This window comes from Rhizobium viscosum, from assembly GCF_014873945.1.
GTDB classification, from domain to species: domain Bacteria; phylum Pseudomonadota; class Alphaproteobacteria; order Rhizobiales; family Rhizobiaceae; genus Rhizobium; species Rhizobium viscosum.
The window spans coordinates 995,153-1,019,764 of the sequence record NZ_JADBEC010000001.1 but is presented as its reverse complement, the minus strand read 5'-3'; the positions used below and the strand labels follow the sequence as shown (position 1 = coordinate 1,019,764).

General features: G+C 60.7%; 20 protein-coding genes. 11 read left to right on the top strand and 9 right to left on the bottom strand.

Going from position 1 to position 24,612, the window contains the following annotated elements:
• The first annotated feature begins 85 nt into the window (after nucleotides 1-85).
• A complete protein-coding gene (gene ubiA, locus H4W29_RS05180) occupies nucleotides 86-1,045 on the top strand; it encodes a 4-hydroxybenzoate octaprenyltransferase (RefSeq protein WP_192727975.1) in 960 nt (319 codons plus the stop codon).
• Between the two features lie 76 nt (nucleotides 1,046-1,121).
• Here ubiA and H4W29_RS05175 read toward each other — a convergent pair whose 3' ends face one another.
• Nucleotides 1,122-1,688, bottom strand: coding sequence for a DUF6101 family protein (locus H4W29_RS05175; RefSeq protein WP_192727974.1), 567 nt, complete (start codon nucleotides 1,686-1,688; stop codon nucleotides 1,122-1,124).
• Nucleotides 1,689-1,988: 300 nt separating this feature from the next.
• Between H4W29_RS05175 and H4W29_RS05170 the strand changes: the two genes are divergently transcribed.
• Entirely contained in the window at nucleotides 1,989-5,729 is a 3,741-nt protein-coding gene (locus H4W29_RS05170) for a DUF1217 domain-containing protein (protein ID WP_192727973.1), read from the top strand.
• Nucleotides 5,730-5,782: 53 nt separating this feature from the next.
• On the opposite strand, the gene H4W29_RS05165 is transcribed toward H4W29_RS05170, so the two are convergent.
• The 3 genes from H4W29_RS05165 to H4W29_RS05155 form a co-directional block, all read right to left on the bottom strand.
• The gene (locus H4W29_RS05165) at nucleotides 5,783-7,213 is read right to left on the bottom strand and encodes an FAD-binding oxidoreductase (protein ID WP_192727972.1); all 1,431 of its coding nucleotides are present in this window, start codon (nucleotides 7,211-7,213) and stop codon (nucleotides 5,783-5,785) included.
• Between the two features lie 19 nt (nucleotides 7,214-7,232).
• A complete protein-coding gene (locus H4W29_RS05160) occupies nucleotides 7,233-8,207 on the bottom strand; it encodes an L-threonylcarbamoyladenylate synthase (RefSeq protein ID WP_192727971.1) in 975 nt (324 codons plus the stop codon).
• A gap of 90 nt (nucleotides 8,208-8,297) precedes the next feature.
• Nucleotides 8,298-8,906: a DUF6656 family protein gene (locus tag H4W29_RS05155; protein WP_192727970.1), complete on the bottom strand. Its 609-nt coding sequence runs from the start codon at nucleotides 8,904-8,906 to the stop codon at nucleotides 8,298-8,300.
• Between the two features lie 393 nt (nucleotides 8,907-9,299).
• Here H4W29_RS05155 and H4W29_RS05150 point away from each other — a divergent pair, with 393 nt between their 5' ends.
• Together H4W29_RS05150 and H4W29_RS05145 are read left to right on the top strand one after the other, a co-directional pair.
• Nucleotides 9,300-10,544: an aromatic ring-hydroxylating oxygenase subunit alpha gene (locus H4W29_RS05150; RefSeq protein ID WP_192727969.1), complete on the top strand. Its 1,245-nt coding sequence runs from the start codon at nucleotides 9,300-9,302 to the stop codon at nucleotides 10,542-10,544.
• Nucleotides 10,545-10,686: 142 nt separating this feature from the next.
• The gene (locus H4W29_RS05145) at nucleotides 10,687-11,172 is read left to right on the top strand and encodes a BA14K family protein (protein WP_192727968.1); all 486 of its coding nucleotides are present in this window, start codon (nucleotides 10,687-10,689) and stop codon (nucleotides 11,170-11,172) included.
• 51 nt (nucleotides 11,173-11,223) lie between these two features.
• Here the strand turns inward: H4W29_RS05145 and H4W29_RS05140 are convergent, their stop codons facing one another.
• A complete protein-coding gene (locus H4W29_RS05140) occupies nucleotides 11,224-12,216 on the bottom strand; it encodes a transporter (protein ID WP_192727967.1) in 993 nt (330 codons plus the stop codon).
• A gap of 308 nt (nucleotides 12,217-12,524) precedes the next feature.
• Here H4W29_RS05140 and H4W29_RS05135 point away from each other — a divergent pair, with 308 nt between their 5' ends.
• The 4 genes from H4W29_RS05135 (at nucleotide 12,525) to H4W29_RS05120 (ending at nucleotide 16,202) form a co-directional block, all read left to right on the top strand.
• Entirely contained in the window at nucleotides 12,525-14,303 is a 1,779-nt protein-coding gene (locus H4W29_RS05135; RefSeq protein WP_192727966.1) for an acyl-CoA dehydrogenase family protein, read from the top strand.
• 10 nt (nucleotides 14,304-14,313) lie between these two features.
• A complete protein-coding gene (locus tag H4W29_RS05130) occupies nucleotides 14,314-15,066 on the top strand; it encodes a crotonase/enoyl-CoA hydratase family protein (protein ID WP_192727965.1) in 753 nt (250 codons plus the stop codon).
• Between the two features lie 292 nt (nucleotides 15,067-15,358).
• Nucleotides 15,359-15,724, top strand: a complete 366-nt coding sequence (locus H4W29_RS05125) for an ArsR/SmtB family transcription factor (protein ID WP_192727964.1) — start codon at nucleotides 15,359-15,361, stop codon at nucleotides 15,722-15,724.
• Between the two features lie 4 nt (nucleotides 15,725-15,728).
• Nucleotides 15,729-16,202, top strand: a complete 474-nt coding sequence (locus H4W29_RS05120; RefSeq protein ID WP_192727963.1) for an SRPBCC family protein — start codon at nucleotides 15,729-15,731, stop codon at nucleotides 16,200-16,202.
• A 3-nt stretch (nucleotides 16,203-16,205) separates the two neighbouring features.
• Here H4W29_RS05120 and H4W29_RS05115 read toward each other — a convergent pair whose 3' ends face one another.
• Both H4W29_RS05115 and H4W29_RS05110 read right to left on the bottom strand, forming a co-directional pair.
• Nucleotides 16,206-17,456, bottom strand: coding sequence for a class I SAM-dependent RNA methyltransferase (locus tag H4W29_RS05115; RefSeq protein WP_192727962.1), 1,251 nt, complete (start codon nucleotides 17,454-17,456; stop codon nucleotides 16,206-16,208).
• A complete protein-coding gene (locus H4W29_RS05110) occupies nucleotides 17,453-18,199 on the bottom strand; it encodes a TlyA family RNA methyltransferase (RefSeq protein ID WP_192727961.1) in 747 nt (248 codons plus the stop codon). The genes H4W29_RS05115 and H4W29_RS05110 overlap by 4 nt, the downstream gene beginning before the upstream one ends.
• 313 nt (nucleotides 18,200-18,512) lie before the next feature.
• Here H4W29_RS05110 and H4W29_RS05105 point away from each other — a divergent pair, with 313 nt between their 5' ends.
• Nucleotides 18,513-20,456 carry a methyl-accepting chemotaxis protein gene (locus H4W29_RS05105; RefSeq protein WP_192727960.1) on the top strand — a complete coding sequence of 648 codons (1,944 nt, stop codon included), beginning with the start codon at nucleotides 18,513-18,515 and terminating at the stop codon, nucleotides 20,454-20,456.
• Nucleotides 20,457-20,523: 67 nt separating this feature from the next.
• Here H4W29_RS05105 and H4W29_RS05100 read toward each other — a convergent pair whose 3' ends face one another.
• On the bottom strand, nucleotides 20,524-21,399 hold the full coding sequence (locus H4W29_RS05100; protein ID WP_192727959.1) for an AraC family transcriptional regulator: 876 nt from the start codon (nucleotides 21,397-21,399) through the stop codon (nucleotides 20,524-20,526).
• Nucleotides 21,400-21,573: 174 nt separating this feature from the next.
• Between H4W29_RS05100 and H4W29_RS05095 the strand changes: the two genes are divergently transcribed.
• Together H4W29_RS05095 and H4W29_RS05090 are read left to right on the top strand one after the other, a co-directional pair.
• The gene (locus H4W29_RS05095; protein ID WP_192727958.1) at nucleotides 21,574-22,311 is read left to right on the top strand and encodes an SDR family oxidoreductase; all 738 of its coding nucleotides are present in this window, start codon (nucleotides 21,574-21,576) and stop codon (nucleotides 22,309-22,311) included.
• 77 nt (nucleotides 22,312-22,388) lie between these two features.
• Nucleotides 22,389-22,652, top strand: coding sequence for an Atu4866 domain-containing protein (locus H4W29_RS05090; protein ID WP_246517284.1), 264 nt, complete (start codon nucleotides 22,389-22,391; stop codon nucleotides 22,650-22,652).
• Between the two features lie 23 nt (nucleotides 22,653-22,675).
• On the opposite strand, the gene dxs is transcribed toward H4W29_RS05090, so the two are convergent.
• Nucleotides 22,676-24,592 (bottom strand): 1-deoxy-D-xylulose-5-phosphate synthase, encoded by a 1,917-nt coding sequence (gene dxs / locus H4W29_RS05085; RefSeq protein ID WP_192727956.1) that lies wholly within the window; start codon nucleotides 24,590-24,592, stop codon nucleotides 22,676-22,678.
• Between the last annotated feature and the right edge of the window lie 20 nt (nucleotides 24,593-24,612).

Here is a 24,612-nt window from a genome sequence, read left to right as displayed (position 1 = left end):
CGAGGCGCTTCCATCCAGCCGCAGAGCGCGAACTCGACAGCGATGAAGTCTTGACCATGAACGCTGCCCATCGCTAGATGGCCGCATGCAACAGATTGATGGTCTCAACGGGCGCGTTGCCGATGCGCCTTCGGATAATTGGGTTTATCGCATCCTGCCGCCCTGGCTGTGGCCCTATGCGCAGCTTGCGCGCTGGGACCGGCCGATCGGCTGGCAGCTTCTCATGTGGCCGTGCTTCTGGTCGGCTACGCTTGCCGCCAATGCGGCAATCGAACCGCGTGTTTTTTCCGGCGCGCTGCTGCTCTACCATCTATTCCTTTATTTCATAGGCTCTGTCGCCATGCGCGGCGCCGGCTGCACTTATAATGACCTTGTCGACCACGAGATCGACACGCAGGTTGCGCGCACCCGCTCGCGTCCGCTGCCTTCGGGTCGTGTGACGCGCAGGCAAGCGAAGATTTTCATCGCACTGCAGGCGTTGGTCGGCCTGTTCGTGCTGTTGCAATTCAACTGGTTTGCCGTTCTCCTCGGGGTTCTGTCGCTCGGCGTCGTCGCTCTCTATCCCTTCGCCAAGCGTTTTACTGACTGGCCGCAATTCTTCCTCGGTCTTGCCTTTTCCTGGGGCGCGCTCATGGGCTGGGCAGGGATTTTCGGTAGCCTCTCCTTCTCTGCCGTCCTGCTTTACCTCGCCTCGGTCGTCTGGACGATCGGCTACGACACGATCTATGCCCATCAGGACAAGGAGGATGACGAACTGATCGGCGTTCGCTCCACCGCGCGCCTGTTCGGCGAGCGCACGCGTCTGGCGCTTGTCGGCCTCTATGGGCTGACGCTGGTGCTGATGTTCCTGTCCTTTGCGCTTGCCGGTGTCGGCCTTCTGGCCTTCATCGGTCTGCTGATTGCGGCCGGAATGTTCGCCTGGCAGATCAGGACGCTCGATATCAACGACGGCGCTCAGTGCCTCGCGCTCTTTAAATCGAACACCCGAGTCGGATTGATCATCTTTCTCGGCCTGTTCGTCTCGCTGCTGTTTGCCATTCCCTGATCTCAAATGAAAAATGGCGGCAAATGAAAAAACCCGGCGCGATGGCCGGGTTTGAAATCGGGTCAGAGCGTATCGCTCAGCTGCGAGCGATGATTTCCTTGCCTTCGATCTTCATGTTGACGCCGAGCTTGCCGGTCGTGCGGCGCACGAGGAAGCGCGGGCGACGGTTTGCAAAATAGGAGTGGCGGCGGCGCGGCTTCATTTCGCTGGTGCGCAGTCCGCCGAGATGTTCTTCGAGCGGGCGGGCGATACCATCGGCTTCCACCATCAGCATGGGAATGCCGAAGGCTTCCGACCAACTGCGCCAGTCGGCGGCGATATCGCCCAGATCGTGGGCGACGAGCAGCGGAATGCAGAGTTCCGGATCTTCGTGATGCAGCTCGAGCGTCACGGTGACTTCGCCGTTGCCGTGGTCGATGGCGCGGGCTGCAACGCCCTTGAAGACCCGCCGCGGCAGGGCGATGGAGAGTGGCAGGCCGCTGGAGGGGAGAATCTTGCGCAGGACCGCGCCGCGTTCGTCGATCGTTATGCTGACGTCACCGGCATCGTCGTGGATGGCATAGCTTACCTGCTGCGGAAAGCGAGACGGATCAAGACGCAATGTCGTGCCAGCCCAGACGGGCTTCAGAACGGTATTCTTCATTTCATTTCTACCCTTGTCTTACCTGAGAGCCGGTTTCCGGTCTTCTCCTTGGGACTTTTCGTCCTCTATGGCCCGACAATAGGCGGCCCCCGTTCCGTACAGCTTAAAAATCGCGGTTAAAAAAATCCTGCCTCCGGGAATGGTTAGCAAAACTGAATATGGCAGGGTTTCCAGATGGTGAACGCGCCCGTGTCTAAAAGCGGGACAGCTTCAGGTAAGTCTCGAGTAAGTTTTGCGTGGCAAAATGCTCGCACCAATAGTCCGTCATTCTTTAAAGACTTTGCTGAAAAGGGCGCATTCATGATCACGGCATCCCTGGCATACGTCATTCTGTCTCGTGATATGCCGAAGAGCCTCGACCGCGTCGCCAATCAGGCGCAGGTCAAAAAAGACGCCCAGTATTACGCCGATAACATCAACAAGGTGAAGGACGTCGACGACTTCGTTGGCGACTACAAGCTCTACAGCTACGCCATGAAAGCCTATGGCCTTGATGACATGATCTATGCCAAGGCCTTCATGAAGAAGGTTCTGGAGAGCGATCTCACGGATGCGAACAGTTTCGCCAACAAGCTTTCCGACACGCGTTACAAGGAATTCGCCGCCGCCTTCAACTTCAATGCGCCGCCCAAGGATATTCAGACGGACGCGCAGGAAGACGATCTGATCGGCCTCTACAAGCAGTCTTTTGCCGACGCGGCACAGCAGACTGCCACCGAAACGAAATATTACAGCGCGCAGATGGATGCCGTGAAGACCGTTCAGGACTTCGTCGGCAATTCCCGCCTGCTGAACTACGCGTTGAAGAGCGTCGGCATCGACCCGACGTACATATCGAAGGACTATATCGCCAGTGTCCTGACCACTGACATCAGTAAGCTTGCCGGCAAGGCGCCGGACCCCAACGATCCGAACGCACCGCCTGTCGATCCCACCAAGACATATGTCGGCGACAAGCTCTATGCGCTCGCCCAGCAATTCAACTTCAAGCCTGATAACGGCGACACCCAGTACTTCCGCGACAATATCGGTTCGGTGCAATCGGTCGACGACCTTCTAGCCGATCCGCGCCTGCGCACGGTGGCGCTGCAGTCCGTCGGCATCGATCCGGCAACGGCCGATAACGCTTTCATCAAGATGGTGCTGACAAGCGATCCGGCCACACTTGGCGGCGACCCGCCGCTCAACAACCCCGATCCGTCGCTCAACTACGTCGGCGACAAATACAAGGAACTTCGTTCTTATTTCAACTTCAACGCCGATGGTTCGGTCAATGGTTCGGCGCAGAATTCCGGCCAGACCGACGCGGTCGCAGAACTATACGCCTTCCGCGCTCCCGTAGTCGGTGGTGCCGCCCAAACCGCGACGCAGAAGAACAACGTCATCGAACAGTATAACATCAAGACTGCGACGCAGATCGTCGACCGCGACGGCACGGCGAGCGATGTGTACTATACCAGCCCGGCAATGTCCGATCTCAACAAGAGCTACTATCTGTCCAAGATCGGCACGATCACCAATGTCGATCAATTGGTCAACGACAAGCGGCTTGCAGATTATGTTCGCTCCGCATTCGGCATGGATCCGGGCTTTACGCAGCTGAAAAACGTCCTGACCGATCCTGCCTATGCCCGTTCGGTCGATTTGGGAGACGCCTACGAGGCCTTCAATTTCAAGTCCGACGGTACGGTCTCTCCGACGGAGCGTGCCCAATCCTACGATCAGTTGACGGGTATCGTGAATGGTTCGGCAAACGTCTCGAGCTACTTCTCGAACATGATGAAGCCGCCGGGCGGCGTCAGCCCGATCGACAACGTTGACGAACTGCTGTCCGACAAGATGCTGACTTCCTACATCAAGGACGCCTACGGCCTCGGTCAGGATTTCAGCAATGCCGAACTGAAGAACATCCTCACGGATTCTGCCTATGCCGATACCGCAGGCCATAAGGACATCCATGATGCCTTCAATTTCAACGCGGATGGCTCGGTCACCTTTCAGACGCAGCCGGATGGTTCCGTTGTCGGCGCGCAGAATGCCGCGCAGCTTCAGGGCATCAACCAACTGGCCAGCAACAACTCCTCCTATTACCAGACCAAGCTCAGCGATCTCTCCAATAACGGTTCGACTGCCGCAGTCGACGTGTTCCTTGCCGACGACAGGCTGGTCAGCTTCCTGCGCGCCAGCATGCAGATCGGCAACGACATCAGCGAAAGCACCCTTCGCGGCATTCTGACCGATCCGGCGGTTGCGGCAGCCCAGGGCTATAGCGACGTCTATCAGCTCTTCAATTTTCGTCAGGACGGCACGGTCGCCCAAAACACCCTCTCGCAGGACGCCAACCAGGTTGCCGCGCTGAACAAGAAGGCAAGCGACGCCGCTGCCTATTACGGCAGCACGATGCCTTCGATCTCCAGCGTCGATCAACTGCTGGGCGATCAGAAGCTCAACAGTTACATCCGTTACGCCTTCAGCATTCCGACAAGCGTTTCGGATAGTGATCTGCGCAACATCCTCACTGATCAGAGCGGTACCGGCCCCTATGCCAAGGTGAAGGCGGCGTTCAATTTCCAGGCGGATGGCACCGTTGTCCCCGGTCTTCCGGCACAGACGACCACGCAGATGGCCTCCTTGAACTCGGCCGCCAACATGCGGGAGCAAGGCATCCTGGACCGGATGGGCGACGTCAACGACGTCGATCAGTTGCTCGCCGACTCGTCCCTGACGGACTATCTGAAAATGGCTTACGGCCTCGCCTACGACACGAGCAATGCCGAGCTGAAGAGTATTCTGACTGATCCGGCCCATGCCGCTTCCGTCGGCCAGGCCGATCTCAACGCTGCTTTCAATTTCGCCTCGGATGGATCGCTGCCGACCTCGACGACCGCCCAGACCGGCGAGCAGACGACGAACACGTCGGACAATTACGGCGCTCGCGCCAACAATCAGGGCAACGATCTCATCGACCGGATCATCGCGAACTACAAGTCGCGAATGGACGACGCCAAAGGCGTGAAGAGTGTCAACGATTTCATGAAGACCAACAAGACCGCCGATACGCTGCTCGGTAACGACTCCTATCCGGATCTTTATCAGATAGCGCTGCAGGCTTACGGTCTGACGACGAACGATGTCTCGCGCTCTACCATGCGCAAGCTGCTCGTCAGCGACCCCTATGATCCGAAGGGATATGTCGCATCCTTCAAGGACGACCGTATCACCAAGATGGTGCGCGCTTTCAACTTCGGTCCTGATGGCAAGGCTGCCGAGCCCCTGTCGGCCCTTTCTGCTGCCACCATGGCGAAATATGCGACCGATTATAAGTCGCACGTGACCATGCTCATGAAGGACGGTCCCGCAAAAGACCGCGCTTCAAAGGATGCCACCAAGGAAGTGGATTATTTCGGCAAGACCATTCCAACCGTAACGTCGCTTGACGATTTCCTGGCCGACAAGCGCCTGACGGATCTCGTGCTGAAAGCAAATGGCCTTGATCCGAAGAAATACGACAAGGATACGCTGAAGAAGATCTTCACCTCCGATCCTGATGACAAGAAGAGCTATCTCAACACCACGGCCGACGCGCGCTTCAAGGAAATCGTCGCTTCTTTCAACTTCGACAAGGACGGCAACCTGACCCGCGCCAAGATGGGTACAATCCAGGACAAGCAGGCCGAGGCGAATACGCAGCAGCAGTATGTGCAGATGACCCTGGAAACCCAGGAGGGCGAAAAGAACGATGGCGTTCGCCTGGCGCTCTATTTCAAGCGCAAGGCCGGCGACGTCACGTCGCTGTACAACATTCTTGGTGACAAGGCACTCTATCAGGTCATCCAGACGGCCTACAGCCTGCCGAAACAGATTTCGTCAATGGACGTGGCCAAACAGGTCGATCTTCTCGGCCGCTTTGTGAAGCTGGAAGACCTGCAGGATCCGAAGAAGGTTGACAAGCTCGTCAAGCGCTTCACAGCCATGTACGATATCCAGAACAATACGCAGCAATCGCCGGCGCTCCAGCTCCTGACCGGCGGTACCGGCTAGGCGTAATCGTTGTTTTGATAATGGTGTGAGCCTCTCAGAGTCCAGGAACGGTTCTAGAGTCTCACCACCTTGTCCGGGTTCATGATGCCGGCCGGATCAAAGGCGCGCTTGATGCGGCGCATCAGTTCCATCTCGATTGCCGGCCGGATCGATGCCAATTCGTCACGCTTCAGCTGACCGATACCATGCTCGGCGGAAATCGAACCGCCATGGGCAAGCACTAGCCCGTGCACGATATGGTTCATCTCGTGCCAGCGGGCGATGAAGGCATCCTTGTCGGCATCAACCGGCTGCGAGATGTTGTAGTGGATGTTGCCGTCGCCCATATGGCCGAAGGCGCAGATGCGCGCACCGGGCATGGCGGCCGTCACTGCCTCTGCAGCCTCGTTCATGAAGTGCGGTATCTTCGAAACCGGCACGGAAACGTCGTGCTTGATTGAGCCGCCCTCGGGCTTCTGGGCGTCTGACATGCTCTCGCGCATGTGCCAAAGTGCCTTCTGCTGCGCGACGGAAGAGGCGATTGCCGCATCCTGCACCAGTCCTGCTTCGAAGCCTTGCTCCAGCACTGCATTCATCATCCGCTCGGCCGTTTCGGCGGAATCGGAGGTGGAGATATCGACCAGCACATACCAGTCATGCGGCGTCTCCAGCGGATCGCGCACGCCGTCGATATTGCGCGCGGTGATTTCGACGCCGAAGCGCGGCATCAGCTCGAAGCCGGTGAGAGAAGTGCCGCAAAGGCTGGAGGCAAGGTTGAAGAAGGCGAGCGCATCCTCGACCGAAGAAAACCCCGCAAAGGCCACCTGATGGCCGAGCGGTTGCGGGAAGAGCTTCAGTACCGCACCGGTGATGATGCCGAGCGTACCTTCCGCGCCGATAAAGAGATCGCGCAGATCATAACCCGTATTGTCCTTCTTGAGGCGACGAAGCCCATCCCAGATCTCTCCCGTCGGCAGCACGACTTCGAGACCGAGGCAGAGCTGGCGCATGTTGCCATAGGCGAGAACCGCCGTGCCGCCAGCATTGGTGGACAGGTTGCCGCCGATGCGGCAGGAGCCCTCCGAGCCAAGCGAAAGCGGAAACAGACGTCCGTGCGCCTCAGCCGCCTTCTGCACTTCGGCGAGGATCGCACCGCCGTCGGCGACCAGCACGTTTGCGACCGGATCGACATCGCGGATCCTGTTCATGCGTTCGAGCGAAAGGATGACATCGGCCTTGCCCTCACGCGGCGTCTGCCCGCCGACGAGGCCGGTATTGCCGGTCTGCGGCACGATGGCCGTACCGGTCTCGGTGGCAAGTTTCATGATCGCGGAGACTTCTTCGACCGAGCCGGGCTTCAGCAGGAGAGGCGAGGAGCCGTGATAGAGGCCGCGGTTCTCGATGAGATGCGGCGCGAGATCCGCTTCGCTGCGCAGCGCATATTTCTCACCGACGATGGCGGTGAAACGCGCGATGATCTCTGCAGAAATACTTGTGCTGCTCATGGAGCCCGGTTCCTCTTCCTCACTCGCGCGGTGCCGCCGCTCGCCGCAGCCGGTCGTTGATTGCCTCTCCAAGTCCTTCGTCGGGGATTGGCGAGAAGGCGATCACGGCCGCGCCGCTGGCATCGGCCTTCTTCATGTAGTCGAAAAGATTTGCGGCCGCTTCCGAGAGATCGCCACGCGGGCTGAGGTTCAGCGCGATCGCTGCTTGCTCGGCGCCTGCCACCCTGTCTGGACCGAAGGCAATCAACGCTTCACCCGGTTCCAGCGCTGTGGCTTCGAGCCGGACAGCCGCGCCCGGTGCGTAATGCGAGGCGAGCATGCCCGGCGCTTCGATCGCCGCGCTTGCTTTCTTGGAACGCAGCAAACGCTTGCCGGCCACCCGCTCTATCTCCTTAGCCGGCAGTCCGCCCGGCCGCAGCAGGCGCAGTTCGCCGTTCTCGACCTTTACGATCGTCGATTCCACGCCGACAGTGCTGGCGCCAGCGTCAAGGATGAGAGGTATCTTTGCCCCGAGATCAGCCTCGACATGGGCTGCACTTGTGGCGCTCACCTTGCCTGACGTATTGGCGCTCGGTGCCGCAAGCGGCCGCCCGAAGGCGCGGATCAGATCGCCGGTAAAACCCTTGGGTATGCGGATGCCGACGCTGTCGAGACCCGCGGTCGCCAGCGCATGGATCGCGGTACCTGATTTCAGCGGCAGCACCAGCGTCAGCGGGCCGGGCCAGAAGGCCTCTGCGAGCGCGCGGGAGATCGGGTCGAATTCTGCATAGGCTTCCGCCATCGCAAGATCCGCCATGTGGCAGATCAGCGGATTGAAGCGTGGCCGCCCCTTGGTCTCGTAGATGCGGGTGATCGCCGCCGGATTGGTGGCGTCGGCGGCAAGGCCGTAGACCGTCTCGGTCGGAATGGCGATCGCAAAGCCTCCGGCAAGTGCCGCGCAGCCGGCTTCGAGTGCCGTCTGCCTGTCCGCCTTGATGTCGATTATTCTTGCCATGTCCTGCCCGGTTTTACTGCGGCAGTCATTAGGCCTTCCTTGCGGCGCGATCAATCCCGCCGGAGCCAGCGGACGAACAACCGGCGGACTTTAAAGCTGGCGGATGATCTGGCGAAGCTGCTCGTTGCGGGCGCCGAGCAGGAGGATGTTGCGGATGGCGATCTGCGGATCGTTGGTGCGGAAGAGCAGGCCGTTGCCGCGCACGGAGCGATCGACCACCATCCTCTCCGGCGTGCTTTCACCCGGCTTGATCGCCACGGCGAAATACATGCGGGAATTCTGCACCGCGATATTGTCGAAGAAATTGTCGTTGTCGCCGATGTCGGAATAGAAGTTGGCGATGTAGAAGGCCCAGGCCACTTCGTCGTAGCGGGCAAATTTGGTGCGCGCGGCCGTGACGTGGCAGTAGCCGAGATGCGGGCTGTCGGCCAGTGTCCGGTGGAAGATCATCTTCGGAAACTGGATCGTGCGGTGGAAGCCGTTGATGTTCTGGTGGGTCTTTTCGCCGGCGGCCTGCAGCTTGCGTGCGGTCTTTTCAGCGACTTCCTCATGGGTGAGGTAGCGGCGCTCCTCCGGGAGCCAGTCTTCGCGACGGCGGCTGATACGGCCGGTGCGCAGGAATTCCGAATGCTTGGTTTGAAGCCGCGGCTCGATGAGTTTGGGCTCTTCCCGCGTGTCAAAATATCGGAGTTTGGCCATGGCTATCGCAGTCTTCGCTGTGTCGGTCGCCTGTAAGGATAGAATTTCATGTTTAACGGCCTGTTAAAATCGGTAGGCGTGAAATGAGTCGCATTGCTCTTCATCGTAGGGTGTCGCAAATACGACAGGGAATGCCTGCGGCATTGGATTTGCTTGCGGCCAGGAGCCGATGAGATGTCGCAATTGACGATGGTCAAGGCAGGATGGAATGATTTCGGGGATGTCCGGTTCCCTGTCGTCAATTTCGAAGCGGATGTCGCTTTACAACCAAGCGACCGGCATGCTCGGTGCTTAAATAACGCCATGACCAGTTCTCCGGAGAGAGAAGGAAGCGGGCGCGCTTCCGCTGCGGTGCTCGAAAAGAGTAGCAGCCACATGCACGAGGATAGGCAGATGGATATTCGCAGCAACGTTTTGCGCCAGCTCAAGAGCCGCCGCGAGGGTTTCAGTCTCGAACAGCCCTTCTACATTGACGAGGATTATTTCCGTCTGGACATGGAGATGATCTATTATCGCGACTGGCTGTTCATCGGTCATGATTGCGAACTGCCGAAGCCAGGCGCCTACTTTACCGTCCAGATCGGCGAGTATCCCGTCGTCATCGTGCGTGGACGCGACAATGTCATTCGTGCCTTCCACAATAGCTGTCGCCATCGCGGCTCGCGTGTCTGCACCAAGGAGCACGGCTCGTCGGTACGCCTGGTCTGCCCCTATCACCAGTGGACCTACGATCTCGACGGCAAGCTCGCCTTCGCGCGCCATATGGGCGATGATTTCGACAAGAGCGGCTACGGGCTGAAACCGGTCCATTGCGAAATCGTCGCCGGTTACGTCTTCATCTGCCTCGCCAATAGCGCGCCGGACTTCCAGACCGTACGCGACAAGATCGAGCCCTATATGGCGCCCCACCATATCGGTGAGGCTAAGATCGCCTTCCAGAGCACCATCATCGAGAAGGGCAACTGGAAGCTGGTATGGGAGAATAACCGCGAGTGCTATCACTGCGCCGCAAACCATCCCGAGCTCTGCCGCACCTATCCGGAGGCGCCGAGCGTTACCGGCACGGATGGTGGCGCCGATGATCCGGAGATCGCCGGTCACTGGGCGCGCTGCGAGGCGGCCGGCCTGCCGAGCAAGTTCCAGATCTCGCCTGACGGACAATTCCGCACCGCCCGCATGCCGCTGATCGAGGATGCCGAAAGCTACACCATGTCGGGCCGGCCGGCCGTCAAGCGCCCGCTTTCCGACGACGTGAAGATCAGCCATATCGGCACGATGCTTCTCTTCCACTATCCGACGACCTGGAACCATCTGCTCGGCGACCACGCCATCTCCTTCCGCGTGCTGCCGCTCAGCGCCAACGAGACGGCGGTGACGACCAAATGGATCGTCCACAAGGATGCGGTCGAAGGCGTCGATTATAATCTTGAGGAGCTGACGCACGTCTGGACCGAAACCAATGACCAGGATCGCCGCATCGTCGAAGAGAATGCCTTCGGCATCCGCTCGCCGGCCTATGAGCCAGGTCCTTATTCGCAGGTCCACGAGGGCGGGGTCATGCAGTTCCTCGAATGGTATTCGAACTTCATGATCAACCGTTTGCAGGGCGATCAGGCCAAGCTCTCGGTCGTTGCCTGAGGGCGGATGCCGCCGGTTAATGTCCGGTTCATTTCGCCTCCGCTAAGAGTGATCGTGGATGCCGCTTTCGGGTCATTCGGGAACATTTTTCCGTTTTATTCGTTGAATGGCAGGCTTTTTCGCTCTTGATCGGAGATAAGCAATGTTTGGGCTGAGTAAGAAGGTCGCGACTGCGGTTATGGCCGCCGCTGTCGTTGTGACGAGCTTCGTGCCGTCGCAGGCAATCCAGATGCCGGCCGCCCCGCAGGTGGAAAAGTCTTCACCTGTCGAAAACGTCCAGTACCGCCGTTACTATCGTCCGGGCTATCGCCCCGGCTACTATCCGGGCTACCGCCCGGCCTATCGGCCCGGTTGGTACGGCGGCTATCGCGGCTATTCCTATTATCGTCCGGGCTATCGTCACTATAACGGCTATTGGTATCCGCTGGCAGCCTTTGGTGCCGGCGCGATCATAGGCGGCGCCATCGCCGCTCAGCCGCGCTACTATGCACCCGCACCGGCTCCCTCGGGTATCAATCCGAGCCATGTTGCCTGGTGCGAAAACCGCTACCGTTCCTACAGGGTCTACGACAACACGTTCCAGCCCTATAATGGTCCGCGCCAGCAGTGCTATTCGCCCTACTATTGAGGCGCACCAAAGATCGGCACACACGCCCGGCCATCGCGCCGGGCGTTTCATTTAGAGGATACGCACCCGCTTCAAGAGCCACCATGCGAACACGATGGAGGCGACGATGAGCCCCACGGCATATTCCGTACCATAGTCTCCGACTGCGAAGGGCAGGTTTGCCGTATTCATGCCGAAGAAGCCGGTCACCAGCGTCGGCGGCAGCAGGAAGGCCGTCATGATCGACAGGATGTAAAGGTGGCGGTTCGTCTCCGAGGAGAGCTTGGAGTCTATTTCTTCGTGCAGCAGCCTTGCCCGGTCCTGCAGCGCATAGACGTCGTGGTCGACGGTCTCCAACCGGCTCGTCAGTCGTCCGGCAATATCGTCGAAACCGAAGGGCATCTCGTCTTCGTCGGAGGCTGCGGCTCGCCGCATCAGCGCCAAGACCGTGCGCAGATGGCGGTGCAGGCGCACGATCGTGCGGCGGACGGGAGCAAGCCTGCGGCGTTCGTCCCGCGGCGCATTGTCGTAGACGAAGTCCTCGATCAGGTTGAGCTCTTCGGTGAGCTCCATGACGACTGATATCAGCGTACGCTGGAACTCGGTCACAAGCAGTTCGAAGAGATCGACTGGGCGGGTGAACTTGCCCGGATTCTTCTCGATCATCACGCGCGTCCGCTCCACGCTTCTCAGCGGCTGCAGGCGCGTTGTGATGATGAAACGATCGGAGATAGCGAAATGCAGCCAGCCGAGATCGGCCGTGTCCTGGTCGAATTCGCGCTGGCAGTCCACCAGCGTGCCGTAGAGCATCTGTTCGTCGACAGTCAGAACCGCGTGCGTGTCGCGCGTGGTCAGCGCCGACTTGGCTTCATCCATTACGCCGAGCGTGTCGAGTAGGGCGGGCACGCGGGCATCGGCGAGGTTGAGATGCAGCCAATAGAAACCGTCGTCCGCGGTTAGCTCAGCGGCCGTCGCGCTGTTTTGCAGTCGCGCCGCCCTCTTGCTTTCCGGCGAGAAACGGTAGGCCCATACGAGGCCGGGTATGTTGACGGGCAAGGTATCCATTATTGCCGATCCTCTCGCGAAAACGATCAGTTCTACTAAAGCATGGCGCGCAAAAGTGTGTAGCGGTTTTGCGATAACGACATGCGTCAAACAAGACCTAAGCGTGGCAGCGGATCTGAAAGATCGCGACACGCTTAGAGATTCTCCATGACGTTTGTTTGTACAAGTGCACAAGCGAAAAGGCGCCTTTGATCAAGGTTATCGACGGAAACCAAATTGACGTTTACGTAAAAATCAATTAGCTCTTCGAGCGGAGGCGCCTGTGCACCGGCTTGGCCGTGCGTGAGCCGAATGCGGAGGAAAATAAGATGTATAAAGCGCCTGTCGAGGAAATCGCGTTCACGCTGAAGCATGTCGCCGGCATGGCAGAGGCGATCGACAGTGGCCTTTTGGGCGATCTTGGCGAGGATCTCGTCGATGCCATCCTGGCCGAGGCGGGACGATTCGCCACGGAGGAAATCGCCCCTCTGGCCGACATAGGCGACCGCCAGGGCGCCCGCCTTTCCAACGGTGAGGTGAAGACGCCGGACGGCTGGCGCGATCTCTACCGCAACTGGGCAGCCGGCGGCTGGAACGGCCTGACCGCGCCGGAAGAATTCGGCGGGCAGGCCTTGCCGCATATGCTGAATGTAGCAGCGTTGGAGATGTGGAATTCCGGCTCCATGGCTTTCGCGCTCTGCCCGACACTGACCATGGGCGCGATCGAGGCCCTGAATGTACATGGCAGTGCCGCCCTCAAGGAAAAATATCTGGCGCGCATGGTGTCCGGTGAATGGACCGGCACGATGAACCTCACGGAACCTCATGCCGGTTCCGATCTCGGCGTCCTGAAGGCGCGTGCCGAACGCCGCGACGACGGCAGCTACCGCATCTTCGGCCAGAAGATCTTCATCACCTGGGGCGAGCATGACGCGGCCGACAACATCATTCATCTCGTGCTCGCCCGCCTGCCGGGTGCACCTGCTGGCACGCGCGGCATCTCGCTCTTCCTCGTGCCGAAATTCCTCGTCAATGATGACGGCTCGCTCGGTGCCCGCAATGATCTTCACTGCCATTCACTGGAGCACAAGCTCGGCATCCACGGCTCGCCCACCTGCACCATGATCTACGGCGACGGCAAATTCGGTGACGAGAAGGGGGCGATCGGCTGGCTGATCGGCGAGGAGAACAAGGGTCTCGCGTGCATGTTCACGATGATGAATAACGCCCGCCTCGCTGTCGGCATGCAGGGTGTCGCGATCTGCGAGGCGGCGACGCAGAAGGCGATCGCCTATGCCAGGGAGCGCACGCAGGGCAAGGCCCCTGGCTGGAGCGGCTCCGGTATGAGCCCGATCATCGACCATCCCGATGTCATCAGGATGCTGCTGACCATGAAGGCCCTGACGCAGGGCTCGCGCGCCATCGCCTATGCCTGCGCACACGCGATCGACATGGCTCATCGCGCCAATGAGCGACGCGAATACTGGCAGGAGCGCGCTGCGCTGCTTACGCCGATTGCCAAATCCTTCGCGACGGATGCAGGCGTCGATGTCGCCTCCCTCGGCATCCAGGTGCACGGCGGTATGGGTTTCATTGAGGAGACAGGCGCTGCCCGTTATCTCCGCGATGCGCGCATCGCCCCGATCTACGAAGGCACGAACGGTATTCAGGCGATCGATCTTGTCACCCGCAAACTGCCTTTGTCTGATGGCAAGCAGGTCAGGGGCTTTATTGCCGAGCTGAAGGCGATCGCAGAGGCTGTCCGCAGTTCAAACCTCGACGGTTTCGGCGCGACGGCCGACAGGGTGGATTCCGCCCTTGCAGATCTGGAGGAGGCGACAAGCTGGCTTCTCGCGCGCCTTGCCGAGGGCAAGTCAGCCGAGACCCTGTCGGGCGCAACGCCCTATCAACGTCTGTTCGGCCTTGCTCTCACCGGCTGCTATCTCGCCAAAGGCGGCCTTGCCCGCACCGCGGAAGGGGCAGGCGAGGGCCGCATCGCGCTCTGCCGTTTCGTAGCCGAAAACCTTTTGTCCGAAACAGCGGCGCTGAAAGACCGTGTCGTCAACGGTGCCGACAGCCTTGCCGCTGCCCGCGCCGTTCTTGCTTAAGGAGCTGAAAATGAGCGATCCCATCATCATCGAACGGTCTGCAGATCATCCGGCCGTCCAGCTCATCCGTTTCAACCGGCCGGAAAAGAAGAATGCCTTCACTCGCGCCATGTACCGTACCATGACCGACGCGCTGAATACGGCCAATGCCGATACCGATATCCGGGTGACGGTCTTTCTCGGCACCGAAGGCTGCTTCTCGGCCGGCAATGATATCAGCGATTTTCTCGCCGTGGCCATGGGCGGCAGCATGGGCCAGGAACTGATCGATTTTCTCTATGCACTCGTCAATGCCGAAAAGCCGCTCGTCTCGGGCGTCGATGGTCTGGCGATCGGCATCGGCACGACGCTCAACCTGCATTGCGACCTGACTGTTGCCTCTGACCGCAGCCATTTCCGCACGCCCTTCGTCGATCTGGCGCTGGTCCCGGAGGCGGGCTCGAGCCTGATCGTCCCGCGCATTATGGGCCATCAGCGCGCCTTCGCCATGCTCGTTGCCGGCGAGGCCTTGATGGCTGAGGATGCGAAGGAAGCCGGCCTGATCTGGAAGGTGACGACGCCGGAAGAGGTGGAAGGCCAGACGATCGCTGCGGCCGCAAAGCTTGCCGCCAAACCGCCGGAAGCGTTGAAGATCGCTCGCGACCTCGTTGGCGGCCCGCGGGAGGAGATCATCGCGCGCATCGATGAAGAGGCCCGCCACTTCGCCGCCCGCATGAGAAGTGATGAGGCGCGCGCTGCCTTCGAGGCTTTCATGCGCCGCTGAACCCTAAAAATCAGTGGTTATTATCGGATGCGAATTTAAAGCCTCTCTTAAGCACAGTCTAACTACTGAATAGAGGATGGTTCCCCCGAACTGTCCGGGCCGGTGACGTGTTTCGTACGATCCCCTGTCCGAATTCATCCAACGTCTATCGCCCGTTCGCAGCGCGCTTAACCCCCGCGCTGCGAAACCGTTGGCGACGCGCATCCCAGCCACGTACCCCTTCATCTGCAATAGTTAGGTGTTTGCCGAACTATTTATTGACTCTCGCCATCTCATATCTATAGTTAGGTATATGCCTAACCAATCGCATGTACTTGATTTGATGTTTCAGGCGCTGGCCGACCCCGCCCGGCGCAGCATGGTGGACCGGCTCTGCAAAGGGCCAGCCTCTGTAAAAGAGCTGGCGGAGCCATTGTCCATGGCGCTGCCTTCCGTTCTCCAGCATCTGCAGATGCTGGAAGCGAGCGGCCTCGTGCGTTCGGAAAAAACCGGCCGCGTGCGTACCTGCCGGATCGAGCCGCAGGCGCTGCGCTCCGCCGAAGCCTGGATCAACGAGCGCCGCACGCTCTGGGAGCACCGTCTCGACAGGCTGGGCGCATATCTCGAAGCCAATCCGGAAATGCCTGACAAACCCGAGAAGCAGAACGAAAAGGAGTAAGACCATGCAGGAAGAGTACAGCACCCTTCATTCCACCTTCTCCATCGAGCGCACCTATGATGTGCCGGCCCCGCGTGTCTTCGCCGCCTGGTCCGATCCGAAGGCGCGCCTGCAGTGGGAAGCGATCGGCGAGAACTTCACCACCACTTATACGGAGAATGATTTCCGCGTCGGCGGCCGCGATATCAGCCGGTTCAACTTCGGCAAGAGTGACGAATATGTCGCCGACGCCCGCTATGAGGATATCGTCAGGGATCGCCGCATCATCTACGCCTATACGATGTCCCACAATGAGCGGCGCATCTCCTCGTCGCTGACGACAATCAGCCTGACGCCGGTGGCTGAAGGCACGCATGTCGTGGTGACGGAGCAGATCACCATCCTCGACGGCGGCGACAAGGTGGAATACCGCCAGGCCGGCATCGCCGGACAACTCGACCAGCTCGGCCGCTATCTCGCCGGCGAAAAGGTCGGCTGACCGCTACTTTTCCAGCGTTGCCACTACCTCGACATGCGAGGTCCAGAGGAACTGGTCGATGGGCGTGACTGATGTAATCCGGTAGCCGCCCTCGACCAGGATGGCGAGGTCGCGGGCAAGCGTCAGCGGATTGCAGCTGACGGCCACGACCTTCTTGACGATCGAGCGCGCCAGCTCCTTGCACTGGAACTCCGCGCCTGCCCGTGGCGGATCGAAGACGACGGCGTCGAAGACTTTGAGCTCCGAGGTCATCAGCGGGCGGCGGAAGAGATCGCGCTTTTCGACGGTCACCGGCTTCAGGCCCTGCGTATTGCGCGCCGCGTAGTCGAGTGCCGCAATCGCCTTGCCGTCGCCTTCAACGGCATGCACGCGGCCGAGACGGGCAAGCTGCAGCGAAAAGGTGCCGGCGCCGGCAAAGAGATCGGCGATCCGCTTGGCCTTGCCGACATGCGCAAGCACCAGCTTTGCCATTGCCTCTTCGGCGGGCTTCGTCGCCTGCGTGAAGCCGCCGGCAGGCGGAGAGACCCGGATACCGCCGAACTCGACGATCGGCTTGGCCGGCTCGATCAGGATTTCACCATCAAGAGAGACGCGGGCAATGCCGCGAAGGCCGAGTACGACCTCGACGGCCTTGCGACGCTGCTGGTCCGACAGCTTCTTGACGCCCTCTACCGAGAGATCGAGGCCCGACAAGGTCTCCAGAACTGCGATGCGGAAAGCATCGGCATTGGTCGCGACCGCCGCTCCAACCGCCTTGATCGCCGGCAGCCGGGAGATGATCCCCGCCGACGAGATGGGACATTCCTCTATGGCGACGATGTGATGGCTTTCGGCCTGGTTGAAACCAACAAGCATATCCTTTTCGGTCTTGCGTGCCGCAAAGACGACGCGCCGACGTTCGCCGGGATGGGCGGCAACGATTTCGCCGACCTCGGGCGTCAGTCCCTTGGATTTCAGCGCATCGATGACGAGCTGCCGCTTGAAGGCGCGATAGGGCACATCTGCCATATGCTGCAGTGTGCAGCCGCCGCAGGTGCCGTTGACTCCGTCCGGCCCGAAATGCCGGCAGGGCGGCTCCTGCCGGTCGGCGGAGGCTGACGCGATCGACATGACCGTGCCCTGGTTCTTGACGCGGGCGATCGCGACCGTCTCTCCCGGCAGCGTGAAGGGCACATAGACAGGTCCGTCCTTGCCGTTGGCGATACCGTCGCCCTGTGCGCCGAGCCTGTCGATGGTGATGGTTTCCGTGCTCACGCTTTTGTCCCTGCCAATAGAAATTCCTGATTGCCGTCTCCGCCCGAAATGGGCGAGGGGATGAGCCCGAAACTCTTCCAGCCCATATCTTTAGTGAACCATCGCTCCAGCTCAGCCGCCACGGCCGGGCCGGAAGTCGGATCCTTGAGCAGCCCGCCCTTGCCGATCGCCTCGCGCCCCGCCTCGAATTGCGGCTTGACGAGGATCGCTGCAAGCGCTGCCGGCTCTGCAATATCGAGCGCCGGAGCAAGCGCCAGTTTCAGCGAGATGAACGAGACGTCGGAGACGATGAAATCCACGGGCTGGCCGATATCCTCAGCCGTCAGATTGCGGGCATTGAGCCCTTCGATATTGGTCACGCGCGGATCTGCCGATATCCTCGGATGTATCTGCCCGTGGCCGACATCGATTGCCGTCACATGCGCAGCTCCCCGCTCCAGCAGCACTTCCGTGAAGCCGCCGGTCGAAGCGCCGACATCGAGACAGTGCCGTCCCGCCGGGTCGAGCCCGAAGTGATCGAGTGCTGCCACCAGCTTCAATGCTGCGCGCGAAACATAATCCTGCGCCGGGTCGTCGATCTCGATTGCCGCATTGGCGCCGAAGACGGCGCCGGCCTTCGTCACCACCTTGCCGGCGACCTTCACCGTGCCACGTGCCACGGCGTCTCGCGCCCGCGAGCGGCTCGCAAAGAGGCCGAGGGTGACGAGAAGCTGGTCGAGGCGCTGGCTGTTTTGATCTGACATCGGCTGTGAATGACCGTCAAAGCCGCCGGTTGCAAGCATTTTGTTGGCCTCACGGATATGTCGGTACGGCCTCGTATCGCCGGAACTGCAATAATCCGAACCAACTTGTGCTGCGACGCACAAATTTAAACAATTTTAAAGCCCGCTCGCATAGGTTCCCTTTGATTGCAGCGGTTCGCGTTTGAATCGCTTCGGGCCATGAAGGCTTGCGCGTCCTCCCCGCCGATCATGTTCCTCATCAAGAAGTCTTGTGGCTGCGTACTTCGCGTGGCCGCCCCTTGTCGCGCCTGATGTCGCCAGGAGAAATTGACCGATGTTCGCTCGAAACATATCTTTGAACGGTAAGCTTGCGGCCACTTTCGCAGCACTCATCCTTATTTTCGTATCCGTTTCCGCTTTCGTCTATTCCAAGGCAACGACCTCGGCGAGCGCCTCCGCCGAGCAGGAAAAATCCGAACTTCTGGTCAACCAGATCGACGACGCGCTGCAGGCCATGCTTGAACAGGCCGTCAACCTGCGCGGCTTCATTCTCTTTCGCAGCGACAGCACCTATGGCGATATTTTCGCCAATCGCGAGCGCATGCTGAAGGCGATTGCCGCTGCAAAGCAGACTGCCGCTTCCCAGCCTGAGCTCGTCTCGATGATCGACGACATGCAGAAGGCTGCAGACCTTTATTTCCACGAGCTCGCCGAGCCGCAGGCCAAGGCCCGCAAGGAAACAGAAACGCCGATCGCGGAGGTCGTCAAGATCGGTGTCAACGCCACGAAGGGCCAGCTCGACGGCTTCCGCGCCGCTTCCGCCAAGATCAAATCCCTCGCCCGCGACAAGTCCATTGCGCTCGCTGCGGCTCAGGCGGATGCCAACAGCGATCTCAAGACCACGCTTCTCGCCGGCGGCATTGCCGCGGCGGTCGCCGCTGCCGCTCTCGCCTGGGCTCTGTCGCGCACCATCGTTCGCCCGATCGTCGGCATGACGGCCGCCATGGACCGTCTGGCCGGCGGCGACCACCATATCGAAGTTCCGGCGACCGACCGTCAGGACGAAGTCGGCCGCATGGCCCAGTCCGTGCTGGTCTTCAAGGATGCTGCAATCGAAAAGCAGCAGCTGGCCGGTGAAACCGACCGCATGCGTGGCGAAGCCGAGCGTCAGCGCCAGATGAGCGACGAGCAGAAGGCCCGTGAAGAAGGCGAGATCCGCTTTGCGGTCGAAGCTCTGGCCGGCGGTCTTGCCGGCCTTGCCGTTGGCGATGTCGCAGCCCGCATCCACACGCCGTTCGCGCCGCAGTACGATAGCCTGCGCAACGATTTCAACAACGCCGTCGAAAAGCTGCAGGCTGCCTTGCAGTCCGTTGGCCGCAACGCTTCGGCGATCAACGCCGGCGCAGGTGAAATCCGTTCTGCTGCCGACGATCTCGCCCACCGTACCGAGCAGCAGGCCGCTGCTGTCGAGGAGACCGCCGCCGCTCTCGAAGAAGTCACGACCACCGTCCGCGACTCCGCCAAGCGTGCCGAAGATGTCGGCAACCTTGTTGAGCGCACCCGCCTCGGCGCTGAAAAGTCCGGCGAAGTCGTCCGTAAGGCGGTTTCGGCCATGCAGCAGATCGAAAAGTCCTCGGGCGAGATCTCCAACATCATCGGTGTCATCGACGACATCGCTTTCCAGACCAACCTTCTGGCGCTGAACGCCGGCGTCGAAGCAGCACGTGCCGGTGAAGCCGGAAAGGGCTTTGCGGTCGTCGCACAGGAAGTCCGCGAACTCGCCCAGCGTTCTGCAAACGCCGCCAAGGAAATCAAGGCGCTGATCAACACGTCGAGCGAACAGGTCAATTCCGGCGTCGGCCTCGTCGGCGAAACCGGCAAGGCGCTGGAAGCGATTGTCGCCGAGGTTCAGGAAATCAACCGCCATGTCGGCGCGATCGTCACCGCGACCCGCGAACAGTCGATCGGCCTGCAGGAGATCAACACCGCCGTCAACAACATGGACCAGGGCACCCAGCAGAACGCGGCCATGGTCGAAGAGCAGACGGCTGCAAGCCATGCGCTCGCACAGGAAGCTTCCGCCCTCGACGATCTGCTGCGCCAGTTCAAGCTTGGCGCCCAGACTGCCGCTCCGGTTCAGCGGACGGTTGCTGCAACCGCTGCGTCGCGCCCGGTCGCCTCTCCGGCCCGCGCGCTTGCCAGCAAGGTCACCAAGGCCTTCGGCGGCAAGCAGGCGACGGCTGCCGCCGTCGTCCAGGAAGACTGGACCGAGTTCTGAGAGCGATCTCTCCGGATGGATGAAAAGGGCAGGGCGGCATTCGGTGCCGCCCTTTCCATTTTTGGAGTTAACCGGCGGAAGCGCGCATCCGCTCGATATCGCGCCGCGGCGGAACATTATGGACGCGCACATAGTCCCGGCTGAACTGCGAAGGGCTGTCATAGCCGACACGGAAACCTGCCTCGGCAGCACTCAACCCTTCCGCCACCATCAGCCGTCGCGCCTCCTGCAGGCGAAGCTGGGTGCGGAACTGCAGTGGGCTCATCGCCATGACAGTCTTGAAATGCTCATAGAAGGATGAGGCGCTCATGCCCGCCACCGAAGCCAGATGCTCGATGGCAAAGGGCTCGTTGAAATTCTTCCGCACGAAATCGATCGCTCGACCGATCTGGTTGAGCCTGCTTTCGCCATTGGCGATCTGCCGCAAGAGAGCGCCCTGCGGCCCGCGGATGAGCCGGTAGAGAATTTCCCGCTCGATAAGCGGCGCCAGAACCTCCGCATCCTCGAGTGTATCGAGCAGGCGCAACAGCCGCACGGCCGCGTCAACAAGCTCAGGCGTCGTGGCGCTGACGCCGGCCGCAGGGCTTTCCGGCATGCGCCCCTCTACGGCAGGCAGCATTTCGGCGAGCATGCCGCGGTCGAGTTGCAGCCGCAGGCACAGGTATGGCCGGTTGGCGCTCGCCTCGACGACGGCGCCGATGACGGGCAGGTCGACACCGACGACGAGATAGTGCGCGGCATCATAGACGTGAGCGATGTCGCCGATCACGGCCCGCTTGCGCCCCTGCGCCACGATGCAGAGCGAAGGTTCGTAGAGCGTATGGATCGGTTCGGTGCGGGCGGAGGATCGTATGATTCCGACCCGTGGCAGCGCCGTGTCGAAGTTCCCGTCCGTCTCGGTGTGGCGATCAATCAGATCCGCAAGTTCGGCAATCTTTTCCATGAAAGCAGCATGAACCTTGCTGTCGCAAATGCCAAGCGCCTGAAGCGGCTTTCGGAAGATCGTGCAAGAAATCCGGAAAAGCTTGCTATCGGTTTCTGCCCTTCAAGCCCAAGCTCATGCGCATGGATCGGCAGCATCCGGCTGCGGTCCCGATTGAAGCATGAGGAAAAGAACATGACGGGTATCAAAGGCAAGACAATTCTCATCACTGGCGCCAGCAGCGGCATCGGCGCCGGCACCGCACGCGAACTGGGTGCTGCCGGCGCCAAGCTGATGATCGGCGCACGCCGCACCGACCGGCTGGAAGAGCTGGCAAAGGAAATCCGCGCGGGTGGCGGCACGGTCGAGTTCCGCGCGCTCGACATCACCGACCGGGCCGATACCGAGGCTTTCGCCAGGGCAGCGGTCGAGGCTTTCGGCGGCATCGATGTTCTCGTCAACAATGCCGGCGTCATGCCGCTGTCGCTGATGTCGTCGCTTAAGGTGGAGGAATGGGACCGGATGATCGACGTCAACATCAGGGGCGTGCTCTACGGCATTGCCGCGGTGTTGCCGATCATGAATGCACAGGAGCGCGGCCAGATTATCAACGTCTCCTCGGTCGGCGGCTTGGCGGTGGTGCCGACGGCTGCCGTCTACTGCGCCACGAAATATGCGGTGCGGGCGATTTCCGATGGCCTGCGTCAGGAAAACAGGAAGCTTCGCGTCACCTGCATCTATCCCGGCGTCGTCGAATCCGAATTGGCCGATACGATCACCGAACCTTTCTCGGCCGAAGCCATGGTCGCCTTCCGCGAGATAGCTCTGAAGCCCGATGCCATTGCCCGGGCGATCCGTTTCGCCATCGAGCAGCCCGAGGATGTCGATGTCAACGACATCACCGTGCGCCCGACGGCGAGCGTGGGACTGTGATCATGCAGATCCGCGGGGCTCTCGCCGTGGCGATGCTTTCGCTTGCCGCCTCATCCGCTCTTTCAGAGGAAACGAAAATGCAGAACCGTCCCTATCTCGGCCCCTATCTCGGAATGTGGATTACCGGTGACGGGCACATCCGCCAGGAACTGTTGCCGAACGGCCGTTATGACGAGGCGCGCGGCACACGAAAGAGTGCCTACCGGGGTCGCTATGAAGTGACCGGGGACCATATCGAATATTGGGACGATACAGGCTTTACCGCCGATGGCGACTTCATCGGTGACGTGCTGCATCACGGCGGAATGATCTTCTACCGTGATGGCAAAAAGCCCGAGTGAGAAAAGCCTGTCGGCGTGCCGCCTTAACCGGCCACGCCGACCGCAACACCACGTCCGAGCGCGTTGAACACCGTCGAGACGATGCCGGCACGGTCGAGACCGGCATGGGCGATCATCGCTTCCGGCTTAGCCTGCTCCATCCAGATATCGGGCATGACGAGCGAACGCACCTTCAGGCCGCGATCAAGCAACCCATCCATCGCCATGAACTGCATCACCTGGCTGCCGAAGCCGCCGACAGCGCCTTCTTCGACGGTGATGAGGATCTCGTGGTGGCGGGCAAGCTGGCGGATAAGGGCGTGGTCGAGCGGCTTTGCGAAACGCGCATCGGCAACCGTCGTCGAAAGGCCAGCGGCATCGAGGTCTTCGGCCGCCAGCAGACAGTCGGCAAGCCGCGTGCCGAAGGAAAGAAGCGCAACCTTGGTGCCTTCCTTGACGATACGGCCCTTGCCGATCTCGAGAATCTGGCCGCGCTCGGGCATGTCGACGCCGACACCTTCGCCGCGCGGATAGCGGAACGAGATCGGGCCGGCATCATAGGCAACGGCGGTACGCACCATATGCTTCAATTCCGCCTCGTCAGCGGCGGCCATGACGACGAAGCCGGGCAGGGTGGCGAGGAAGGCGGTGTCGAAGGAACCCGCATGCGTCGGTCCGTCAGCGCCGACAAATCCGGCACGGTCGATCGGGAAGCGCACGGGCAGGCCCTGAATCGCCACATCATGCACGACCTGGTCATAGGCGCGCTGCAGGAAGGTGGAGTAGAGCGCTGCAAACGGCTTGAAACCTTCCGCAGCAAGGCCGGCGGCAAAGGTCACGGCATGCTGTTCGGCAATGCCGACGTCGAAACAGCGTGACGGGAAAATCTCGGCGAACTTGTCGAGGCCGGTGCCGGTCGGCATGGCGGCAGTAATGCCGACAACGCGGTCGTCGAGTGTTGCTTCCTGGACCAGCGTCTCGGCGAAGACATTGGTATAGCTCGGTGCATTCGGCTTCACCTTCGCCTGCGTGCCGGTGATGACATCGAATTTGTTGACGCCATGATATTTGTCGGCTGCAGCTTCCGCCGGCGCATAGCCCTTGCCCTTTTGCGTCACGACATGGATCAGCACCGGACCGTTGGCATTATCGCGCACATTGCGCAGCACGGGCAGAAGGTGATCGAAGGAATGACCGTCGATCGGCCCGATATGATAAAAGCCCATCTCCTCAAACATCGTGCCGCCGGTCACGTAGCCGCGGGCATGCTCGACGGCACGAGTAATCGCCCGGTCGATGTTCTTGCCGAGATAGGCCGTCAGTTTCTTGCCGAAGTCGCGGAAGCCCATATAGGTACGGCCGGACGCAAGGCGGGCGAGATAGGCGCTCATTGCCCCGGTCGGCGGCGCGATCGACATGTCGTTGTCGTTGAGAATGACGATCAGGCGGGCATCGAGCGCGCCGGCATTGTTCAACGCCTCATAGGCCATGCCGGCCGACAGTGCACCGTCGCCGATAACGGCGATCACGCGGCGATCCGTCTTGTCGATATCGGCAGCAACAGCCATGCCGAGGCCTGCGGAAATCGAAGTCGAGGAATGTGCGGCGCCGAAGGGATCGTATTCGCTTTCGGCCCGGCGGGTGAAGCCGGACAGCCCGTTTTCCTGGCGCAGCGTCCGGATCCGGTCGCGGCGCCCGGTCAGGATCTTGTGCGGATAACATTGATGGCCGACATCGAAGATCAGCCGGTCGTCAGGCGTATTGAAGACGTTGTGGATGGCGATCGTCAGTTCCACCACGCCGAGACCCGCGCCGAGATGCCCACCGGTGCGGGAAACGGCGTCGATCATTTCGTCCCTGACTTCGCGTGCCAGCTGCGGCAGGTCGCGGTCCTCGAGCTTGCGCAGGTCGGCCGGATAGGTGACCTGGTCGAGCAGCGGGGTCTTCGGGGATTGTGTCACGGGCGGGGCTCTTCTTTGAC